Origin of the sequence: Bifidobacterium platyrrhinorum, from assembly GCF_010667645.1 — a bacterium.
GTDB classification, from domain to species: domain Bacteria; phylum Actinomycetota; class Actinomycetes; order Actinomycetales; family Bifidobacteriaceae; genus Bifidobacterium; species Bifidobacterium platyrrhinorum.
In genome coordinates this window covers 1-19,831 of record NZ_WHZV01000006.1, presented here as the reverse complement: position 1 = coordinate 19,831, position 19,831 = coordinate 1, and the positions used below count along the sequence as shown (strand labels likewise).

Genomic DNA, 19,831 nt, shown 5'->3' with positions numbered 1-19,831 from the left:
GGGATAGCCATAAGGGGATAGCCATAAGGGGATAGCCATAAGGGGATGGCCCACAAGGGGATGGCCCACAAGGGGATGGCGACCACGGGGATAGCCCACAAGGGGATAGCGTCATGGGGATAGCCCACAAGGGAGATAGCCACAAAGGACGACCCCCATGGGATAGCCGCCTTGCGGCGAATCACCTGACGATGGATGACATGCCCGTGGTTCAGGCGGCCTTGCCGACGACCGGATTGGACGAGCTGGTCGTCGATGCCGTCGCGGGGGCGGGCGTCGTAGCCGGATCCGTATCACCGGTGGCGGCGCGCCTGCCTGCGGCCTTGACCAGGGTGACGCTTGCCAGCGCCACCGCATACAGCGCGGTGAGCACCGGGATCAGTGCTGCGTAGCGATGCGCCTGATCCGGCGCGTGCGTCACCACGAACGACGCCAGCTGGTTGCCGGACAGGCCGGCGAACGCCCACGCGCTGAGCGTGAGGCCGTGCGTGGTGGAGACGGTCTTCGTGCCGAAATGCTGGTCGAGCAGCACCGGCAACGTGGAGAATCCGCCGCCGTAGCCCGCGTTGACGAGGAACAGCATGGCGAGCACCGCCCATAGCAGGGCGTTGCCGATGCTGTCCAATGCGATCTGCAGCAGGCAGACTGCGATCGACATGGCGAAGAGCACCTGATACACGCTCTCGCGGCGCTTCAGATGGTCGGAAAGCGTGGAGAAGCCGATGCGGCCGGCCGTGTTGAACACGGAATCGACGGCCAGCACCAAGCCGATGACGCCCGCAGAGGAGGCGGCGAACGCGCCCGAATCCAGCGAGGCGTACCGCGGCAGCGCGGCCAGCACGTCGTGCAGGATGTCCTTCTCCTGGCTGATGAGCGCCAGACCGCAGGTGATGTTGAGGTAGAACGCGATCCAGATGCCCCAGAACACGGGCTTGCCGAGGATCGAACGGCGGCTGACATGCGAGGTGACCGGATCGTACGTCCATCCGGCCGGGCGGCGGATGAGCAGGAATCCGGCGAGCATCATCACCGCGTACACCGCGGCCAGCACATAGAACATGTTCACGAGGCCGACCGCGCCGATCAGGACCTCCATGAGCGGGCTGCCGATCGCCTTGGCGAGGCCGAATCCGGCGACCGCGATGCCCGTGGCGAGGCCCTTGTTGTCCGCGAACCAGAGCATGAGGTTCTTCACCGGCGTCAGATAGCCGACGCCGAGCCCCACGCCCATGATCGCGCCGTAACAGATGAACACGCCCGGCAGGAAGCCCAGCGCGATGCTCGCGCCCGTGCCGGCGAAGCCGACCGTGAAGCAGAGCATCGATACGAGCGCCGACTTGCGGATGTCCTTCTCCACCATCGGCCCGGCGAACGCGGCGGACATGCCGAGGAAGAAGATGGCGAGGGAGAACGCCCATTCCACGGAAGCGGGGGCGGTGTGCATCTGGTCGGCGATGAGCTGCTTGAAGACGCTCCAGCAGTAGACGGTGCCGATCGGGATGTGGATGAGCAGCGCTGGGGCGATCGCACTGGTCCAACGGTTCGCGGTGAGTCTTGCCATGTGCGGGTTCCTTTCGTAGCCGGATACGATGGTCCGCCGATGTCGCGCAGGGGATGGTTGGCCGCCGAGTCGTTTCGTGAGAAACGGGTGCGTGCGATGATGCATGGTCCGCGTCCCCACGACCGTATGACCATGCGATACGGCCATGCGAACGCGCGCATCATGCGCATTGACGCTGTTCGACCGAACATCGTCAATGTGTGTTTCGCCGGCGCTGTTGCCCCCTGTCGACGCCGACAACCAGCACTATAACGGGGATTCGCGGCAGGGCTCGCGGGGCGGTGATGGCGTGGCGCGTGAGATTGTTCACACGGATTATGCGGGTTCGTGATCCGCCGCGATGGCAGTGGAATGGGAATGGGGACGGCGGTGGATTTTACGGAGATGGGCCCACTGCTCCGTAGAAACAGCCGCTAGTGATGATTAAGCGGCGGATTTTACGGAGGATACTGGTGATCTCCGTGGAAACCGCCTCTGAGATGGGATAAGCGGCGGAAAATACGGAGCAATGAGGTGATTTCCGTAGTATCCGCCGCAGGCGGCGGCGGGAAAAGGAAAGACCTCCGCACAATGCGGAGGTCTTGCTGTATTGCGGGGTGTTTGCGCGCGCGAAGCGCGATAAGCGCAAACACCCCGCTACGTTTTGACCTGTGAAAGCCCACCGGGCTTTCACAGCGGTGTTGCACGGCACGTGCCGTGCAACACCGGTCAAAACGTCAGCCCGTGTTCTGCAGGCCGGCGGCGACGCCCGAAACGGTGCAGAGGATGAGATAGATGAACTCGGCCTGCTGGCTGTGGCTGAGCTCCTCCTTGTCCACCTTCTTGCGCAGCGAACGCAGCGCGAGCACCTGGGTGACGGACAGCGCGTCGACGTACGGGGAGCGGATTCGGATGGCCTGGCCGAGCACGTGGCGGTGCTGCAGCGGCCACTTGTCACCGACGATGGCGAGCACCCACTTGCGGGTGAGCTCCATCTCGTGCATGACCTTCTCCGGCAGATCGGTGCGGTCGTCCAGCGCCAGGTACATCTTCGCGATGCGCTCGTCGGTCTTGGCCAGCGACATCTCGATGTTGTCGATGAACGTGGAGAACAGCGGCCACTCCTCGTAGGCCTGGCGCATCGTCTCCAGATCGCCGAACTGCTCGCACGCGGTGCCGAGGCCGTACCAGGCGGCCAGGTTGATGCGGGCCTGCGCCCAGGAGAAGATCCACGGGATCGTGCGCAGGTCGTCGAGCGACTTCGCGCCGAGGCCGCGCTTGGCCGGGCGGGAGCCGATCGGCAGCAGGCCGATCTCGGTCAGCGGCGTCACGGTGGAGAACCACTGCGCGAAATCGGGCGTGTGCAGCAGGTCGAGGAAGCGGTTGTGCGCCGCCTCGTCGAGCTCATGCGCCATCTGCGCGTACTTGGCGGTCATGTCCGTGTTGCGCTTCTCGACGCTCGGCGCCGACTGCAGCAGCGTGGCGGCCGCGACGGACTCGACGTGGCGGATGGCCAGCACCGGGTTGCCGTAGCGGGCGAAAATGACCTCGCCCTGCTCGGTGAGCTTGAAGCGGCACTTCACGGAACCGACCGGCTGGGCGAGCACCGCGCGGTTGGCGGGACCGCCGCCACGGCCAACGGCGCCGCCGCGGCCATGGAACAGGGTCAGGTCGATGCCGTGCGACTCCGCCCACTTGGCGATGCGCTCCTGCGCGGAGTGCAGGGCCAGCGTGGCGGAGGTCGGGCCGGCGTCCTTCGACGAATCGGAGTAGCCGAGCATGACCTCGAGCTTGTTGCCGGTGGCCTTGAGACGCGCCTGGACCTCCGGGATCTTGATCATGTCCTCGAGCACGTCCACCGAGTTCTGCAGATCCTCGAGCTGCTCGAACAGCGGGATCACGTCGATGGTCGGCACGTCCTCCGGATGGGCGAAGGCGAGGCGGTTGAGCTCGTAGACATCCTTGATGTTCTGCGCGCTCTTCGTGAACGAGATGATGTAGCGGCGGGCGGCCTTCGTGCCGTTGCGCTTCTGGATCGAACCGAGGGCGCGGAAGGTGTCGAGCACCTCCTGGGTCATCGGCTGCAGGTCGCCGCGTTCGCCGTGCAGGCCGTGCTCGCGGATGTCCGCGAGGGCGCGCGAATGCACCACGGAATGCTGGCGGAACTCCATCTCGACCATGTGGAAGCCGAAGGTCTCGGCCTGCCAGATGAGGTCCTGCAGCGGGCCGTAGGCGGAACGCCTGGCGCCCGCGTCGGCCAGCGACTTCTGGACCGTCTTGAGGTCGGCGATGTAGTCCTCGCACGTGTGGTACATGAGGTCGGCGTCGCGCTCGATCGTGTAGTGCAGGCGGTCGGCGATCACCAGCATGACGGCGCGGTGCAGCTCCTTGGTGGAGATCAGGGCGGCCTTGTCGGTGAGCCTCTCGCTCATCTCCTTCTGGTGGCTCCACAGCACCTTGAGCGCGGAGCTCGGCGGCGTGGTCTCGGCCTCCATCGTGAGGTTGCGGCCCACGGTGCGGGTGGCCTCCTCGAGGGCGGCCAGCACGTGGTCGGAGAACTTGCGGGCCACCTGACGGCTCACCTTGGCGGTGACGTTCGGGTTGCCGTCGCGGTCGGAGCCGATCCAGCTGCCCGGGTGGAAGAACGCGGGGCAGACGGGCTCGACGAGTCCGGCCTTGTCGCCCAGCACCCAGTCGTCGAAACGACGGTAGACCTGCGGGATCGTGTGGAACAGCGTGTTGTCGAAGATGTCGAGGATGGTGTCCGCCTCCTCGACCGGGGTCGGCTTCTTCAGCGCGATCGGCGAGGTGCGGAACAACGCGTCGATCTCGTTGTAGAGGCGGCGGCTGTTCTCCTTCTTGTCCGAGCCGCCGAGCGTCTTGTGCGCGGTGAGCAGTTCGGAGATGCGGCGGATTTTGCCCTCGACCGCCTTGCGGCGGGCCTCGGTCGGGTGCGCGGTGAACACCGGGTGGAACTCGAGCCGGTCGAGCAGCTCCTTCGCCTTCGCCGGGCCCATCTCGTTGATGAGCTGGTGGTAGGCGACGGTGAGCTCGTTGATCGGGTCCACAGCGCTGTCCTCGGTGACCTTCGCCTCGCGCGCGTGCAGCACGGAGACGCGGTAGTCCTCCTCGCACAGGTTCGCGAGATGGAAGTAGGTGGCGAACGCGCGGGCGAGCAGCTGGGCGTCGTGGAGCTTCATCTTGTCGATGACGTCCACGGCCTTCTTCAGTCCGTCGTGTTCGGGGTCGGGATCGACCATCACGCCTTCGAAGTGTTCGGCGCTGGCCTCGACCGCATACTGCCGCACTTCGTCGAACGTGGCGAGCAGTTCGGGATCGAACTCGCCGAGCACGTCGCGCAGAATGCGCAGACACAGATCCATGTCGCTGGCGAGCGATTCAGGAAGATGACGCTCTTCGGGACCCTTGGTTCCGGTGCCGGTCGAGACTATCGTCGCGTCGGCGGGCGTGATCTGCTGATCGTTATCTGTCATCAGACCTCCTTCTGCCGCGTTGAGGGTTGCTCGGTCTGCCGGTCGTCCATGGCTCCTCCATGGTTGTTGAGACCGGCCGTTGCGAGCCCACAGCCCTGCGCGGCGTTTGGTTTTCGCTGGACATTCTATCGTCGGTAAATCGCATCTCACGTTACGAGTCCCATTTTCTCCATGCATACTTCGCGGGAATTGTCGAATGCCGAGTGTCGATTGTCCGGAAAATGGACAAAAAAGTGGTATGCATGCGTTGCGGGCAGACCGCGCGCTAGTAATGGACAGCGTGAGTGAGAGCCAACATCAGGAGGGTCCGTCCCCGGTCCAGGGGCATGCCGACCTCAAGAACAGCCATGAACACGGCGCCATCGCCGTCCAGCATTTCCACACCCACTCCATTCCGCTGGATATGGAGGACATCGAACGCGATTGGGACAAGCCCATCGCCGAGGCGGGCATCGCGGCGAAGGCCAGCGTCATCGTGCGCGTCGGCCTGCTCGACCTGTCCGCCGGAACCGGATCGTTCCGCGTGCGCGAGATGATGCACCGCATCGCGTACCCGCTCGGCGTGCACGTGCGCGCCGACGTCAACCTCACCGACATCGAGGCCGCCTGCACGGACGGCAAGGACCGCATCACCGAGGTCATCGACCTGCCGAGCACCGGCGTGAACACCGAACGCATCTGGCTGCTCGAGCACTTCGCCGACTGGTTCAGCGTGAACCTCGGCGAGGAGAGCATGTACCACGTGCAGCCCGAGGTCTCACAGGGCCTCATGCAGCACCTCGATGTGCGCGACGCCTCGCAGGTGTCCGCCGACCTGTCCAAGCAGCTGCGCAAGGAGGAGAAGGCGGAGCGCGCCGCCTCCAAGCCCGGTCAGGACGCGGTCCTCGACGCGCTCGAGGACGCCTCCCGCCACACCGATCCCGGCGACCCGCGCGCCCACCAGCTGCACGTGCATGAAACCGACTGGTCGCAGTCCGCGATGACCCAATCCCTCGCCGCCCGCGCCGCCGACGAACGCAAACGCGAGGCCGAGGCGCACGGCGCGACGGTGCCGGATGCGAGGGAATCGAACTTCCCCGACCATGCCGCCGGACACGTCTCCGCCAACGCCGCCAAGCCGGCGCAACGGCGCAAATCGAAGCTGTCCGACCGCAGGCCGCCGAAGGAATACGCCGAACACTTCGCCCCGCTCGACGGCGAACCGACGGGAGCCGGCAACGGCGGCCGCGGCATCACCGTGCGCCAGGCGCATCATCGCCTCGACATGATCGAGCACCGCAAGCCGCTCTACTCCCCCGCCTTCGCCGGCCTCGCCTCCGCGATCGCCTGCGCGTCCTTCGTGTTCCTGCTCGGCGGCGGCCCCTACGACATGGTCGGCGCGTTCGTCGGCGCCGGACTCGGCCACTGGCTGCGCCGCCGCCTGTTCAAGCACCACCTCAACCAGTTCTTCGTCACGTTCGTATGCGTCGCGCTCGCCGCGCTCGCCTGCACCGGCACGCTGCGCCTCATCGGCATGTTCGACCCGGTCGCGCTGCAGCACGACACCGCGTACATCGGCGCGATGCTGTTCGTCATCCCCGGATTCCCGCTCATCACCAGCGGACTCGACATGGCGAAGATCGACTTCCCGTCCGGCGTGCAGCGTCTCACCTACTTCTTCTGCATCGTGCTCATGGCCACGCTCGCGGGCTGGATGGTCGCCTCCATCGTCCACCTCAACCCCACCGGATTCGAGCCGCTCGGCCTTAACCCGTGGGTGAACGGCGCGCTGCGCTTCGTGTTCGCGTTCCTCGGGGTCTGGGGCTTCTCCGTGATGTTCAACTCGCCGCAGCGCATGTGCCTCGTGGCCGCGATCATCGGCGCCATCACCGACACGCTGCGCCTCGAGATCGTAGACCACGGCGTGCCGGCCGAGGCGGGCGCGTTCATCGGCGCCCTCCTTGCCGGCCTGCTCGCCACCGCGTGGCGTTCGTCCGTGCGCAAGGGGTGGCTCGCGCCGCACTTCGGCTACCCGCGCATCTGCCTGACCGTGCCGTCGATCGTGATCATGGTGCCCGGCCTGTACATGTACCAGGCCATGTTCCACCTCGGTTCGTTCGACACGTTGACCGCGCTCGACTGGGCGTTCCGCGCGTTCATGGTCATCATCTGCCTGCCGATCGGACTGGCGATGGCCCGCGTCATCACCGACAAGTCCTGGCGTTACGACATCTGATTTCCTTTGCCCGGCCCGACCGCAATTACGGACGGCCTACGGCTGGCCCCATATCGGCTCGCCCGTCGGCTCGCACATCGCCTACAAACGCCTCCGGCGTTTGCTTCACGGCGATGTCCCGTCGGAGGGCCCTTTCCCATGGGATACGCCCAACATGCGAGACGTGGGCGCGGGATTGTCCGCACTTTCGGGGAAGGTCGGCGACAGTACGAAAGTAAGAGATACGCTCCGTCCAACCATCTTCGACGCGTCACCCCTCCTTCCGGCTCCCCTCGCGAGGGGAGCCGTCGGCGACAACGGCCGAGGGGCGTCCCCGGCGGCATACGCCGCTTCCGGTTGGACCGAGGCAACGGATCGAGACAACGGATAAGGCGGTTAGCGTGGCGAACGATTTCTGGATCCTGCTGGCCATGGTCATTTATTTCGCGGCCATGCTCTCCATCGGATTCATCTACTCCAAGCGGTCCAACTCCTCCTCCAAGGAGTACTTCGCGGGCGGCCGCGGCGTCGGCCCGTGGCTGACCGCACTGTCCGCCGAAGCCTCCGACATGTCCGGCTGGCTGCTCATGGGCCTGCCCGGCCTCGCCTACTTCACCGGCGCCGCCGACCCGCTGTGGACCGCGCTCGGCCTCGCCATCGGAACCTACCTCAACTGGAAGATCGTCGCCCGCCGCCTGCGCCGCTACTCGGTCGTCGCCGGCGACGCGATCACCATCCCCGACTTCTTCGCCAAACGATTCCACGACAGGAAAGGCGTCATCTCGACGATCTCCGCGATCATCATCCTCGTCTTCTTCTGCGTGTACGTGGGCAGCTGCTTCGTGACCGTCGGCAAGCTGTTCAGCGCCCTGTTCGGATTCGACTACCACCTCATGATGGTGCTCGGCGCGCTCGTCGTGTTCGTGTACACGATCGTCGGCGGCTACCTGTCCGTCGTGATGACCGACTTCATCCAGGGGCTGCTCATGTTCTTCGCGCTCGCCGTCGTGTTCGTCGGCACGGTCGCCTCCGCCGGCGGCATCGGCGAGACCGTCGCGTTCCTGCGCGCGATCCCCGGCTTCATCTCCGGCACGCAGGTCGCCTCCCCGACGCTCGACCCGCAGACCGGCAAGCAGATCGTCGAGGCCGGCAAGGCCGTGTTCGGCGCTCCGACCGACTACGGCATCATCACGATCGTCTCGATGCTCGCGTGGGGTCTCGGCTACTTCGGCATGCCGCAGGTGCTCGTGCGCTTCCTGTCCATCCGCGACGCCGAGGAGGTGCGCAAATCGCGTATCATCGCCACCTCCTGGTGCGTGCTGTCGCTCGCCAGCGCCGTGTGCATCGGCCTCGTCGGCCGTGCGATGATGCCCACGCACCTGCTCACCGGCACCGACGCGGAGACCATCTTCATCGTGCTCGCGCAGACGCTGCTGCCGAGCTTCGTGTGCGGCGTGGTCGTCTCGGGCATCTTCGCCGCGTCGATGAGCTCCAGCTCCTCGTACATGATCATCGGCGCCTCCGCGATGGGCGAGAACATCTTCCGCGGCCTGTTCCACAAGAAGGCCACCGACCGTCAGGTGATGATCGTCGCGCGCATCACGCTGGTCGTGATGTTCCTGTTCGGCTGCCTCGTCGCCTACGACCAGAACTCCTCGATCTTCCAGGTCGTCTCCTACGCGTGGGCCGGCCTCGGTGCCTCGTTCGGCCCGCTCATGCTGTGCGCGCTCTACTGGCGCCGCGCGAACAAGGTGGGCGCCGTCGCCGGCATGGTCTCCGGCACCGCCACCGTGTTCATCTGGCACAACCTCGTCAAGCCGCTGGGCGGCGTGTTCGCGATCTACGAGCTGCTGCCCGCGTTCCTCGTCTCGCTGCTGTGCATCGTCGTGTTCTCGCTCGTCACCGAGAAGCCGAACGACCAGATGCTCTACGAGTTCGACCACTACATGGACGACCCGCTCCCCGGCACCCTGCCGTCCGGTTCCGTCCTCGTCGACGAGCCGATGGAGGCCATGGAGGCCGAGGTCCGCAGCGGCAAGGCGGAGTGAGCCCCGCCGACCTTCTTTCCGGTTCCGTAGAAGTTGACCGGAAGGAACGTACTCTAGGCAGCATTCCCGTGTACGTTCCTTCCGGCTTCACGGCCGTTGACCGGAGATACCGTACTCATGACGATTCTTCGTGTACGTTATCCCCGGTACCACCGCCGCTGACCGGAGATACCGTACTTCGAGTGGCGCATGGCGTACGTTTGGTCCGGTCCCACAGTCGACGACCGGGAAACCCCGGCTTCCGATAACTAGGAAGACCCGGCTTCCGATGACTGAGGGGACCTGGTTCCCAAAGACGGGAAGACTCGGCTCCCGATGGCATACGGCGTACGTTGTTCCGGGGTTTTCCTCCACCAATCCGGAGGAACGTATGCTGAGTGATCCGTAGCGTACGTTGTTCCGGATGCCGTCGTCATTTGTCCGGGATGCCGTACTCTTGGCCCACCCTCCCCGTGTTTCGACACCGAATCGGAACGGACGGCGTACGGGCGGGCCGCCGGTGGCATGATGGCGCGTATGACTACTGTGCTCATCTCCAACGCCGGGATTCCTGGCACGTCGGAACGTGTGGACCTGCTCATCCGTGAAGGGCGGATCGAGTCCGTCACCCCGTCCCCGTCCTCCTCCCCATCCGACGGTTCCGCCCCGGACGCCGTCATCGACGCCGACGGCCTGTGGGCCATCCCCGGTCTGTGGGATTGCCACACGCACTTCACGCAATGGTCGAAGACGCTCGGACGTCTCGACCTCATCGACGCGCGTTCCGCCGCCGAGGCGATGGCCATGCTGCGCTCGCATCTCGACGCACGCCGCGCCGCCGGCACGCTCGACCCGCACGCGTTCGTGGTGGGCATGCGCTTCCGCCATTCGCTGTGGGCCGACGATGAACAGCCCACGCTGGCGGCCATCGACGCCGTCGCCGGCGAGCAGCCCGTCGCCCTGTCCAGTGCCGACATGCACTGCGGCTGGGTGAATTCGGCCGCCGCGCGCCGGCTCGGCGTGCATGCGGACGAGACCACCGGCCTGGTCGGCGAGCTCGAATGGTTCGACGCATACACCAAGTTCGACAAGGCACCGGGCGCCGCCGAGGAGACCGACCGCCTGCTGCGCGAGGCCGAACGGGACGCCGCAGGCAAGGGCGTCACCGGCATCCGCGACTACGAGATGGCGGAGAACATCGACACGTGGGCCGCACGCTTCGCCGCCGGCATCGACAAACTCCGCGTGAGGGCCGGCGTCTACCCGGAACGGCTCGAAGCCGCCATCGCCGCCGGCTGGCATACCGGCAAGCCCCTGCCCGGCAGCCACGGCCTGGGTGAGGTCGGCGCGATGAAGCTCATCTCCGACGGTTCGCTCAACACGCGTTCCGCCTACTGTTCCAAGCCGTATTCCGGCATCACGCCGGCCACGTACGGCACGCTCAGCTACACGCCGAGCCAGATCGCGCGCTACATGCGTCTCGCCACCGAGCACGGGTTCACGATCGCCTGCCATGCGATCGGCGACGAGGCGAACGCCATCGTACTCGACGCGGCGGAGCTCACGCACGCCCGCGGCTCCATCGAGCACGCGCAGATGCTGCGTCGCGAGGATATCCCGCGTCTGGCGGCGTTGGGACTCGAGGCGAGCATCCAGCCGCAGCACGCGATGGACGACCGCGACGTCATCTCGCGGTTCTGGGCGGAGCCGGCCGGCATCCCGTACGCGTTCCATTCGCTGCACGCCGCGAGGACCCGCCTGCGTATGGGTTCGGACGCGCCGGTCGCGCCGCTCGACCCGTGGATGGCGATTTCGGCTGCCGTGTTCGGCACGGAAAGTTCGTCCCGCGAGCCGTTCCAGCCGGAGCAGCGGCTGCCGGTCGGGGTCGCGCTGGCCGCGTCGACGGAGGTCGGTCGCGTCCGTCTGCACGCCGGCGATCCGGCCGACGTCGTGCTGCTCGACGCCGATCCGTATGCGGCCGCGACGCCCGAGGCGATGCGCGCGATGCCCGGTCACGTCACGATGACGTTCCTCGCCGGAACCCGCGTGCACTGACCGGTCGGCGATCGGCAGCCGGTCCGACCGTCGGTCCGACCCGGTCCGCTCGCCAGTCAGTCCGCCCGTCGATCGGTTTCCGACGGACCGTCCCCGTCCCCGGTCACGCCCGACGACGGTTCCCACGGGTCGTCCGGTCCGCGCAGGCCCTCGCGGACGAGCATCGGATGGACGTCGCGGCGGATGGTGCGGCGGTAGCGCCGGAAGTTGAACACGAACGTCAGCACCAGCGCCGGGGCGAGGGCGAGGCCCGTGAGCACGGCGTAGAGGATGATGGCCGCGGGGCTCATGACCGTTCCCCCGTGCCGTGGCCCGCATCGGGCGTTCCCATGGGCCGCTCCCCCGCGGACCGTTCCGCGTCGGCCCGCATCCGGCGTTGTTTCCGCCGCCACGCGCCGACCCGCAGCCAGACCGCCGCCATGACCGGGTAGTCCACCCACGCGGCGAGCGACCACCACAGCAGCCGGTCGGGCAACGAGCCGCGCCATCCCGGCAACGTCCCGAGGAACGGGCGGCACAGGGCGTTCGCCGGGACGCTCCATATCATCACCATGAACGGCAGGAACAACGGCCAGACTCCGCGTCGGTATGAGTATTCGCCGTGACGGGACAAGGCGGACGCGACCTCGCGCGCGGTGGCCGGTTCGAGGTCGCGCGGCGAGCCGAAGCACATGCGCCACCATATCCAGCACAGCAGCGTGCCGTACAGTATCGCGCACGCGACGGCGACGATGCGCGGCGCGAGCGACGAACCGCCGATCTGGCCGATCATCGCGGGGAACCATGAATGGCGGGAATAGTATCGTCTCGGCTTGAGGAACTCGGAACAGACGAGCATCGTCATCGGGACGAATCCTATGGCGAGCATCAGCATGGGGACGCCGGCTTCGGGGCCGTACGCGGTGCGGTTGCGCGACCCGTGCTTGGTGCCGGGCTTCGGCGTGGCGTCGGCGCGTCCGTCGGCGGCGGCCTTGCGCTCCTCCACCCTGCTGCGGCGCTTCCAGTGGTCGTGCGCGAGCTTGACGCCGCGATGCTCCTTCGTGTCCCAATACACGAGCGAACCGTCGGCGATGGAGCCGAGCGAAACGTAGCGGAAGAACATCGTCGTCCCCTCCCGGCCTGCGGCCGAACCCTGCGGTCGATGGATCTGCGCCGGCGCACGTCGGTATGCGCCGATGATGCGATGATACGTCCGCGCGACGCGCCCGGATACGCGATGGCCCCCTCCGTGTCGTGCGGAGGGGGCCATCGGCGGCGGCCCGATGAGGGGGCGGTGCTTGGCGGTGCTTGGCGATGCCCGATCATGCCGGCGGCACCGGGCCGGGCAAGGTACTGTAACTCAGTACTTCATGCCCATCGCCTCGCGCACCTCGTCGAGGGTGGCGTTGGCGATCTCGTTGGCGCGCTTGTTGCCGTCGTGCAGCACGTCGCGGATGTAGTCCATGTCCTTGGCGAGCTCCTCGCGGCGCTCGCGGTGCGGGGCGAGGAACTCGTTCACGGACTCGATGACGTACGCCTTGAGCGCGCCGGCGCCGGCGGAGCCGATCTCGGCGGCGATGTCCTTCGGGTCGCGGCCGGTGACCAGGCCCGCGGTGGTGAGCAGCGCGGAGACCTGCGGACGGTTCACCGGGTCGAAGGTGATGGTGCGCTCGGAATCGGTGGGGCTCTTCTTGATGAGCTTCGCGGTCTCGGCCGCGGTGGCGCCCAGCATGATCGAGTTGCCATAGGACTTGCTCATCTTGCGGCCGTCGAGGCCCGGGATCTCCGGGGCGTCGGACAGGATGGCGGCCGGCTCCGGGAACACCGGGTGCTTCTTCGCGTAGCGCTCGTTGAAACGGCGGGCGATCGTGCGCGTGATCTCGATGTGCGGCAGGTTGTCCTTGCCGATCGGCACGACGTTCGCCTTGCAGAACAGGATGTCGCACGCCTGATGCACCGGGTAGGTGAGCAGCAGGCCGGTCAGCGCGTGGCCGGAGGCCTCCATCTCCGACTTGACGGTCGGGTTGCGGTGCAGCTCGGCCTCGGTGACGAGGGAAAGGAACGGCAGCAGCAGCTGGTTCTCGGCCGGCACGGCGGAGTGCGCGTAGATCATCGTCTTCTTCGGGTCGATGCCCGCGGCCATGTAGTCGAGCACGAGGTTGAGGACGTTGTCCTGGATGTGCTCGGTGGTGTCGCGGTCGGTGATCACCTGGTAGTCCGCGATGATGATGTTCGAGTGCACGCCCTTGTTCTGCATGGCCACGCGCTCGCGGATGGAGCCGAAGTAGTGGCCGAGGTGCAGGCGACCGGTCGGACGGTCGCCGGTGAGCATCGTGAACTTGCCCGGATCGGCCTCGAGCTTGGCCAGGGTCGCGTCCGAGCGCTTCTTCGCCGCCAGGAAGCTTGCGCTCATCTCGTTGCCGGCCGCCGTGACCTGCGGTTCCTGCGTTTCGTCCGTCATGCTCATCGTCCTTTGATATAGGGGTGTTCCGGCCGCGGCCGGAGGGTCGTCCGGTTGTGTCAAAACCGTGCAAAATATCGCTTTTATCGTAAAAGTGCGAGCCGACAAGCCCGGTGCGGGAAACAAGTGGTACTCTTCTAAGTTGATGAATCGATAGCAAGCATATTTTCCAGGGGGTCACATGGGCCGCGGACGTCAGAAAGCCAAGCAGCAGAAAATAGCCCGTAAGCTCAAGTATCTGACTACCGACACCGATTATGACGAGCTTGCGAAGGAACTGAGCGGCCAGGAGCCGGGCACCGGCTCGGTCGACCCGTTCGCCGATCTTGATGACCATTATGCGGACGTCGCCGCGCATGACGCGCATGACGACGACTCCGCGGACGCCGACGGCGCGCCGGCCTCCGCCCCCGCCGCCGATGATCTTGACGAATACGCCAAGTGGGCCGCCGAGGCCGCCGCGAAGGCGACCAGCGGCGAATTCCCGAAGACGACCGCCAAGCCGGCCGCGCCGCACAGGCCCATCCCGATGCCGATGCCGAGCGCGCTCAAGCACAAGAAGGACTGAGCGTCGCCCGGTCCGCGGTCCGCCGGCCGACCGTTCAGCGTTATCGGTCAGAGCGGCAGCAGCCATCCCAGATCGTCACGTTCGCCGACCGCCGAGATGCGGCCGGCGTTCCTTTCCTCATCCCATGAGGTCACGCCCGAGGCCACACGCAGCCACACGTCCGGATCGAGCTCGACGACGTCCGGCGGCGTGAGGTTGTGCGGGTCCGAGGCGGGCCCCTCGAGGACCTTCACCGCGCCCCACGGCGCCACGCGCACCTCGACGCCGGGGCCCGGCGCCTTGCGTTCCAGCAGGAACAGCGAATAGCGCACGGCCATCGCCGTCGTCGGGCGGGGCAGCCTCGGCGCGACCTCCAGACGTCGCGCGAGGGTCGCGGCGTCCCCCGCCGCTCCCGCCGTCTCCTTCGCCGCCGCCTCGCGCCACGAGGCGAACGCCAGGCGCCCGCGCTCCAGGTCCTTCTCCAAAATCACAGCCATGACAGCCATTGTGCCACGGCGGCTCCCGGACGGCCGCCGGGACCCTCGGTGCGGCCGGTCGAAACGGTGCCACGCCGGTCGTTCGCACTACGTAGTACAGTGGCGTATGTTGACCAATGAAAACGTATGCACGACGCCGTGCGAATGTAACGCACTGTTCATGTATGGGTTGGGGGTGCGCCGGAACGCGCGCCTTATGATGGTCAGGGAAGTCCCATCCCGGAAGGAAAACGAGAATATGACCGAGATTACCGCTCCGAAATCTCCTGTCACGGCCGATCAGTTCGCCGACGAGATTCGTGAACAACTGAAGTACGCGCAGGGCGTCACCGCCGAGCAGGCCACCGCCGCCGACGTGTACGTCGCCGCCGCCAAGGCCGTCCGTAACCACCTGCAGGACGCCTGGTTCACCACCCAGGCCGACACCGTCAACGGCAACACCAAGGCCGTCGGCTACCTGTCCGCCGAATTCCTCATGGGCAAGCAGCTGGAGAACGCGCTGCTCAACGCCGGTCTGACCGACCAGTTCGACGAGGCCGTCAAGGCCCTCGGCTTCGAGCCGAAGGACATCGTCGACGCCGAGTACGAGCCGGGCCTCGGCAACGGCGGCCTCGGCCGTCTCGCCGCCTGCTTCATCGACTCCCTCGCCTCCCTGGGCGTGCCCGCCTTCGGCTACGGCATCCAGTACCGCTACGGCATCTTCAAGCAGCAGTTCGACGAGAACGGCAAGCAGGTGGAGACCCCGGACTACTGGCTCTCCAACGAGGAGCCGTGGGGCCACATCGACTACAACCGCGACCAGAAGGTCTCCTTCGGCGGCGAAGTCGTCGAGGAGAACGGCAAGAAGGTGTGGAAGCCGGCCTGGTCCGTGCGCGCCGTGCCGGTCGACTACCTCGTGCCCGGCTACAAGTCCCAGCGCGTGAACACGCTGCGCCTGTGGACCGCCCGCAGCTACGACGAGTTCGACCTGCTCGCCTTCAACCGCTCCGAGTACATGGAGGCCGTCGAGCCGAAGGTCAAGGCCGAGAACATCTCCAAGATCCTCTACCCGGAGGATTCCACCAAGGTCGGCAAGGAGCTGCGCCTCGAGCAGCAGTACTTCTTCGTCTCCGCCTCCCTGCACGACGCCATCCGCGTCTTCTACCCGGGCCAGGACAAGCCGGATCTGACCACCTTCCCGGACAAGATCACGTTCCAGCTCAACGACACCCACCCGGTCATCGGTATCCCCGAGCTCATGCGCATCCTCATCGATGAGTACGGCTACGACTGGGACACCGCGTGGACCATCACGCAGAAGACCTTCAACTACACCTGCCACACGCTGCTGCCGGAGGCCCTCGAGGTCTGGCCGTCCAGCCTGATCGGCGAGCTGCTGCCGCGTCACCTCGAGATCATCGAGAAGATCAGCGACCAGTTCAAGGCCGAGCTGCGCGAAAAGGGCGTGGCCGAGAACACCATCAACGACATGGCGATCTACACCGGCGACGCCGTGCGCATGGCCTACCTCGCCACCTACGGCGGCTCCCACGTCAACGGCGTGGCCGAGCTGCACTCCCAGCTGCTCAAGGACGTCACGCTGAAGAACTTCTCCGACGCCTACCCGGACAAGTTCACCAACGTGACCAACGGCGTCACCCCGCGTCGCTTCGTCAAGCTCGCCAACCCGGCGCTGTCCGACCTCATCACCGAGGGCCTCGGCACCGACAAGTGGGTCTCCGACCTCGAGATGCTGCAGGGCCTCGTGCCGCTCGCCCAGGACGACGAGTTCGTCAAGAAGTTCGCCGCCGTCAAGCAGGCCAACAAGCACGCTTTCGTCGGCTTCGCCAAGGACCACTACGGCATCGACATCGACGAGAACACCATGTTCAACACGATGGTCAAGCGCCTGCACGAGTACAAGCGCCAGAGCCTGAAGATCCTCGCCGTCATCTCCCGCTACGCCGGCATCAAGAACGGCACCGTCGCGGCCGACGACGTGCTGCCGCGCACCGTGTTCTTCGGCGCCAAGGCCGCCCCGGGCTACTACCTGGCCAAGATGACCATCCAGCTCATCAACAACGTCGCCCGCGTCATCAACAACGATCCGGACGTCAAGGGCAAGCTGGCCGTCCACATGCTCCCGAACTACAACATCGAGATGGCCCAGAACCTCATCCCGGCCACCGAGCTCGACGAGCAGATCTCCCAGGCCGGCAAGGAGGCCTCCGGCACCGGCAACATGAAGTTCGCCCTCAACGGCGCGCTCACCGTCGGCACCCTCGACGGCGCGAATGTCGAGATCCGCGAACGCGTCGGCGCCGAGAACTTCTTCCTCTTCGGCATGAACGTCGACGAGGTCGAGGCCCTCTACGCCAACGGCTACGATCCGGCCAAGTACTACGAGGCCGATCCGCGCCTCAAGCAGGCCATCGACCTCGTCGCCGGCGGCACCTTCTCCGAGGGCGACCGCAACGCCTACGCGCCGCTCGTCTCCGACTGGCTCACCAAGGACTGGTTCATGACGCTGGCGGACTTCACCTCCTACGCCAACATCCAGGCCAAGATCGAGGAGCTGTACACCCACCCGCTCGACTGGAACCGCAAGGCCCTCCTCAACGTCGCGAACTCCGGCTTCTTCAGCTCGGACCGCTCCATCGAGGATTACCTGGAGCGCATCTGGCACACCGGTCCACTGGCTGACTGACGGAGCGTTATCTGCGTTGTGGGAGGTTCGACGTACCTTCGTACGCCTTCACCTCCCACGCCTTGATACCGCACGCGTCAGTCAACTCGTTCCGCTCGCGTGATGATGGGGTGTCCTCGTCGTTGCAGGAGGTTCGACGTATCTTCGTACGCCTTCGCCTTTTGCGCCTGGGGGCGCACACATCATCACACTCGCTCCGCTTGGTGAGTGACGGATAACGAAAGAGCCCGCAACCATTGTGGTTGCGGGCTCTTCGTATGTGTGCGCGGAACGCGAAGCCGGGATCAGGCCTCGGCGGCAGCGGCCGGGGCGTCCTCTTCGGCGGCCGGCTCGGCCGCCTCGTCCTCGTCCTTGCCCTTGTTCAGGCCCAGGTCGACCGGCGAGGAGCTGTTCTCCCACGGCTCCTCCCACGGGTCGTAATCCGGGTTCTGCTGCTTGTAGATGTACAGGCCCACCAGACCTGCGAGCAGCGCGCCGAACAGCAGCGCGAAGAATTTCCAACCGTTCGAAGACTTGTTGTCCATGACGGCTCCTTTCCCATTCTCGTTGGCCTGTCCATTCAAACCAACCCTGCTGTCCATGATAGGCCGGGTTATGTGAGGATTGGGTGGAACGACACCGGCGGAATCCGCCCTTTCGTGAACGTTCTCGGGCCTGTCGCCGGCGGTGTTCGGAAGATTGTCCGTGGCGTCCACGGTATCGGGCGGCTGGCATACTGGGGCCATGCAGATGCGACTCCCCACGGCACGACAGATCCGATACGAGTGGAAGAACAACGGCCCCGTGGTCACGTGGGCGGTCATCGTCCTGTGCGTGGCCGTGTGGGCGGTCGAGATGGTGCTGCGTCTCGTCGCGCCCGCCGCGTTCAACGTGCTGGTCGGCGCCGGCATGGTGATGCCGCTGACGATGCTCGCGCAGCCGTGGACCTGGTTCACGTCGATGTTCCTGCACGCGCCGAACCTCATGCACATCCTGTTCAACATGATTGCGCTGTGGTCGGTCGGGCCGGTGCTGGAACGGCTCATGGGGCATTGGCGCTTCCTGGCGCTCTACCTGATCTGCGGCTTCGGCGGCGCCGTGGGCATGCGCGTATGGGCGTTCGCATCCGGTGACTGGCTGACCGCCGCCTACGGCGCGTCCGGCGCGCTGTTCGGCCTGTTCGCCGCGGTCCTGGTGGTGTACCGCCGCATCGGCGAGGACATCCGGTCGATGCTCGTGTGGATGGGCGTCAACTTCCTGTTGCCGTTCGTCGTCGGCGGCATCGCCTGGCAGGCCCATGTGGGCGGGTTCGTGACCGGCGGTGTGCTCACCTGGCTGCTGGTGGCCGGCGTGCCCGCGCTGCGCACACGCTCCTTCACGCAACGCATGTGGATCTACGGCGTCGTCGTGGTCGCGCTGCTCATCGCCGCAGCCGTCCTGTGCGGTCCGCGTCTGTGATCTTTCGTGTGGGTTAATAGACAAAACGTGGGTCTTAAATCCTGAGTAAGGCCTACTGCGGATTTGCATGTCGGGGTGTGATTAACACCCGAACCGCTAGTCGCACCCCGATACACAAAACAGGAGAACGGCTCCCACCAGATTTAAGACCCACGTTTTGTCTATTAACCCTGTCTGACGCTATATCTGGCGCCATCGATAAGGAATTACACATATGTAGTTTTCCACAAATGTGGAAAACCGTGTGGATAACTTGGGGATAAGTGGTTGATAACTGGTGGACAATGGTGGATATCCACAGTGCACAACTTGCTTAATCCTTGTTATTTCAACGATTGTTGGGTGTGGATAAGCGTGGTTCCGAGTTATCCACATTGCCGATATCTACGTATGCATGTAGTGGATATGCACATCCGGAGCCGCTCGCGGGCGGTTCGTCGCCCGCGATGGTGGATAACTCGGCGATATCGGTGGATAACCAGTGGATAAGTTGTTCACAACTGTGGATAACCTGTGGATAACCCAAATCTAAACCCGTCAAATCCAAGTATTTCCAACGGTTTTACCACTGTGGATAACTGTGGATAACTTCCACCAGACTTATCCACACTCATCCACTTATTCGAGTGTCCATCTATCCGCTCCCACTTTCTTAATTACTTATCCACTCGTCCCTCATTACTTATCCACTCGTCCCTTCATCCATTTATCCATTTATCCGCCTGCCCACTCATCCCCACTCACCCGTACACCTCCCTATCTCCCCATTTATGAGGACTGGGGACTGTCCCGTTAAGTGTGTAACGGTTTTTCGTCGTCGGTTCCTGTCGTCCGGCCGGCGGCGGATTCCACGGAGATCGGCCCATTGCTCCGTAAGATCCGCCGTTTACGGCCACTCAGCGTCCGGATTTACG

Annotated in this window: 12 protein-coding genes and 1 pseudogene; 6 read left to right on the top strand and 7 right to left on the bottom strand. The window is 65.4% G+C overall.

Features of this window, described 5'->3' with window-relative positions; all coding sequences use genetic code 11:
* Positions 1 to 298: 298 nt before the first annotated feature.
* Positions 299 to 1,561: pseudogene (locus tag GFD21_RS07350) on the bottom strand (OFA family MFS transporter); the annotation flags it as partial.
* Between the two features lie 716 nt (positions 1,562 to 2,277).
* A complete protein-coding gene (locus GFD21_RS07345) occupies positions 2,278 to 5,034 on the bottom strand; it encodes a phosphoenolpyruvate carboxylase (protein ID WP_163197330.1) in 2,757 nt (918 codons plus the stop codon).
* Positions 5,035 to 5,305: 271 nt separating this feature from the next.
* Here GFD21_RS07345 and GFD21_RS07340 point away from each other — a divergent pair, with 271 nt between their 5' ends.
* From GFD21_RS07340 to GFD21_RS07330, 3 genes are all read left to right on the top strand, one after another.
* Positions 5,306 to 7,249 (top strand): threonine/serine exporter family protein, encoded by a 1,944-nt coding sequence (locus GFD21_RS07340; protein WP_163197329.1) that lies wholly within the window; start codon positions 5,306 to 5,308, stop codon positions 7,247 to 7,249.
* Positions 7,250 to 7,629: 380 nt separating this feature from the next.
* On the top strand, positions 7,630 to 9,276 hold the full coding sequence (locus GFD21_RS07335) for a sodium/proline symporter (RefSeq protein WP_318643743.1): 1,647 nt from the start codon (positions 7,630 to 7,632) through the stop codon (positions 9,274 to 9,276).
* A 507-nt stretch (positions 9,277 to 9,783) separates the two neighbouring features.
* Positions 9,784 to 11,310 carry an amidohydrolase gene (locus GFD21_RS07330; RefSeq protein ID WP_404801566.1) on the top strand — a complete coding sequence of 509 codons (1,527 nt, stop codon included), beginning with the start codon at positions 9,784 to 9,786 and terminating at the stop codon, positions 11,308 to 11,310.
* A gap of 56 nt (positions 11,311 to 11,366) precedes the next feature.
* On the opposite strand, the gene GFD21_RS07325 is transcribed toward GFD21_RS07330, so the two are convergent.
* The 3 genes from GFD21_RS07325 to trpS all read right to left on the bottom strand — a co-directional run bounded on the left by GFD21_RS07325 (position 11,367) and on the right by trpS (position 13,750).
* Entirely contained in the window at positions 11,367 to 11,600 is a 234-nt protein-coding gene (locus tag GFD21_RS07325; protein WP_163197327.1) for a hypothetical protein, read from the bottom strand.
* A complete protein-coding gene (locus GFD21_RS07320; protein WP_163197326.1) occupies positions 11,597 to 12,412 on the bottom strand; it encodes a hypothetical protein in 816 nt (271 codons plus the stop codon). The genes GFD21_RS07325 and GFD21_RS07320 overlap by 4 nt, the downstream gene beginning before the upstream one ends.
* 237 nt (positions 12,413 to 12,649) lie before the next feature.
* Positions 12,650 to 13,750: a tryptophan--tRNA ligase gene (gene trpS / locus GFD21_RS07315; protein ID WP_163197325.1), complete on the bottom strand. Its 1,101-nt coding sequence runs from the start codon at positions 13,748 to 13,750 to the stop codon at positions 12,650 to 12,652.
* Between the two features lie 181 nt (positions 13,751 to 13,931).
* Here trpS and GFD21_RS07310 point away from each other — a divergent pair, with 181 nt between their 5' ends.
* Positions 13,932 to 14,318: a DUF3073 domain-containing protein gene (locus GFD21_RS07310; protein WP_163197324.1), complete on the top strand. Its 387-nt coding sequence runs from the start codon at positions 13,932 to 13,934 to the stop codon at positions 14,316 to 14,318.
* 47 nt (positions 14,319 to 14,365) lie between these two features.
* Here GFD21_RS07310 and GFD21_RS07305 read toward each other — a convergent pair whose 3' ends face one another.
* Positions 14,366 to 14,794 (bottom strand): sterol carrier family protein, encoded by a 429-nt coding sequence (locus tag GFD21_RS07305; protein WP_163197323.1) that lies wholly within the window; start codon positions 14,792 to 14,794, stop codon positions 14,366 to 14,368.
* Between the two features lie 238 nt (positions 14,795 to 15,032).
* On the opposite strand from GFD21_RS07305, the gene GFD21_RS07300 reads away from it, so the two are divergent.
* On the top strand, positions 15,033 to 17,480 hold the full coding sequence (locus GFD21_RS07300; protein WP_163197322.1) for a glycogen/starch/alpha-glucan phosphorylase: 2,448 nt from the start codon (positions 15,033 to 15,035) through the stop codon (positions 17,478 to 17,480).
* Positions 17,481 to 17,764: 284 nt separating this feature from the next.
* Here the strand turns inward: GFD21_RS07300 and GFD21_RS07295 are convergent, their stop codons facing one another.
* Positions 17,765 to 18,004: a hypothetical protein gene (locus GFD21_RS07295; protein WP_163197321.1), complete on the bottom strand. Its 240-nt coding sequence runs from the start codon at positions 18,002 to 18,004 to the stop codon at positions 17,765 to 17,767.
* A gap of 205 nt (positions 18,005 to 18,209) precedes the next feature.
* On the opposite strand from GFD21_RS07295, the gene GFD21_RS07290 reads away from it, so the two are divergent.
* Positions 18,210 to 18,917, top strand: a complete 708-nt coding sequence (locus GFD21_RS07290; protein WP_163197320.1) for a rhomboid family intramembrane serine protease — start codon at positions 18,210 to 18,212, stop codon at positions 18,915 to 18,917.
* Positions 18,918 to 19,831: the final 914 nt, after the last annotated feature.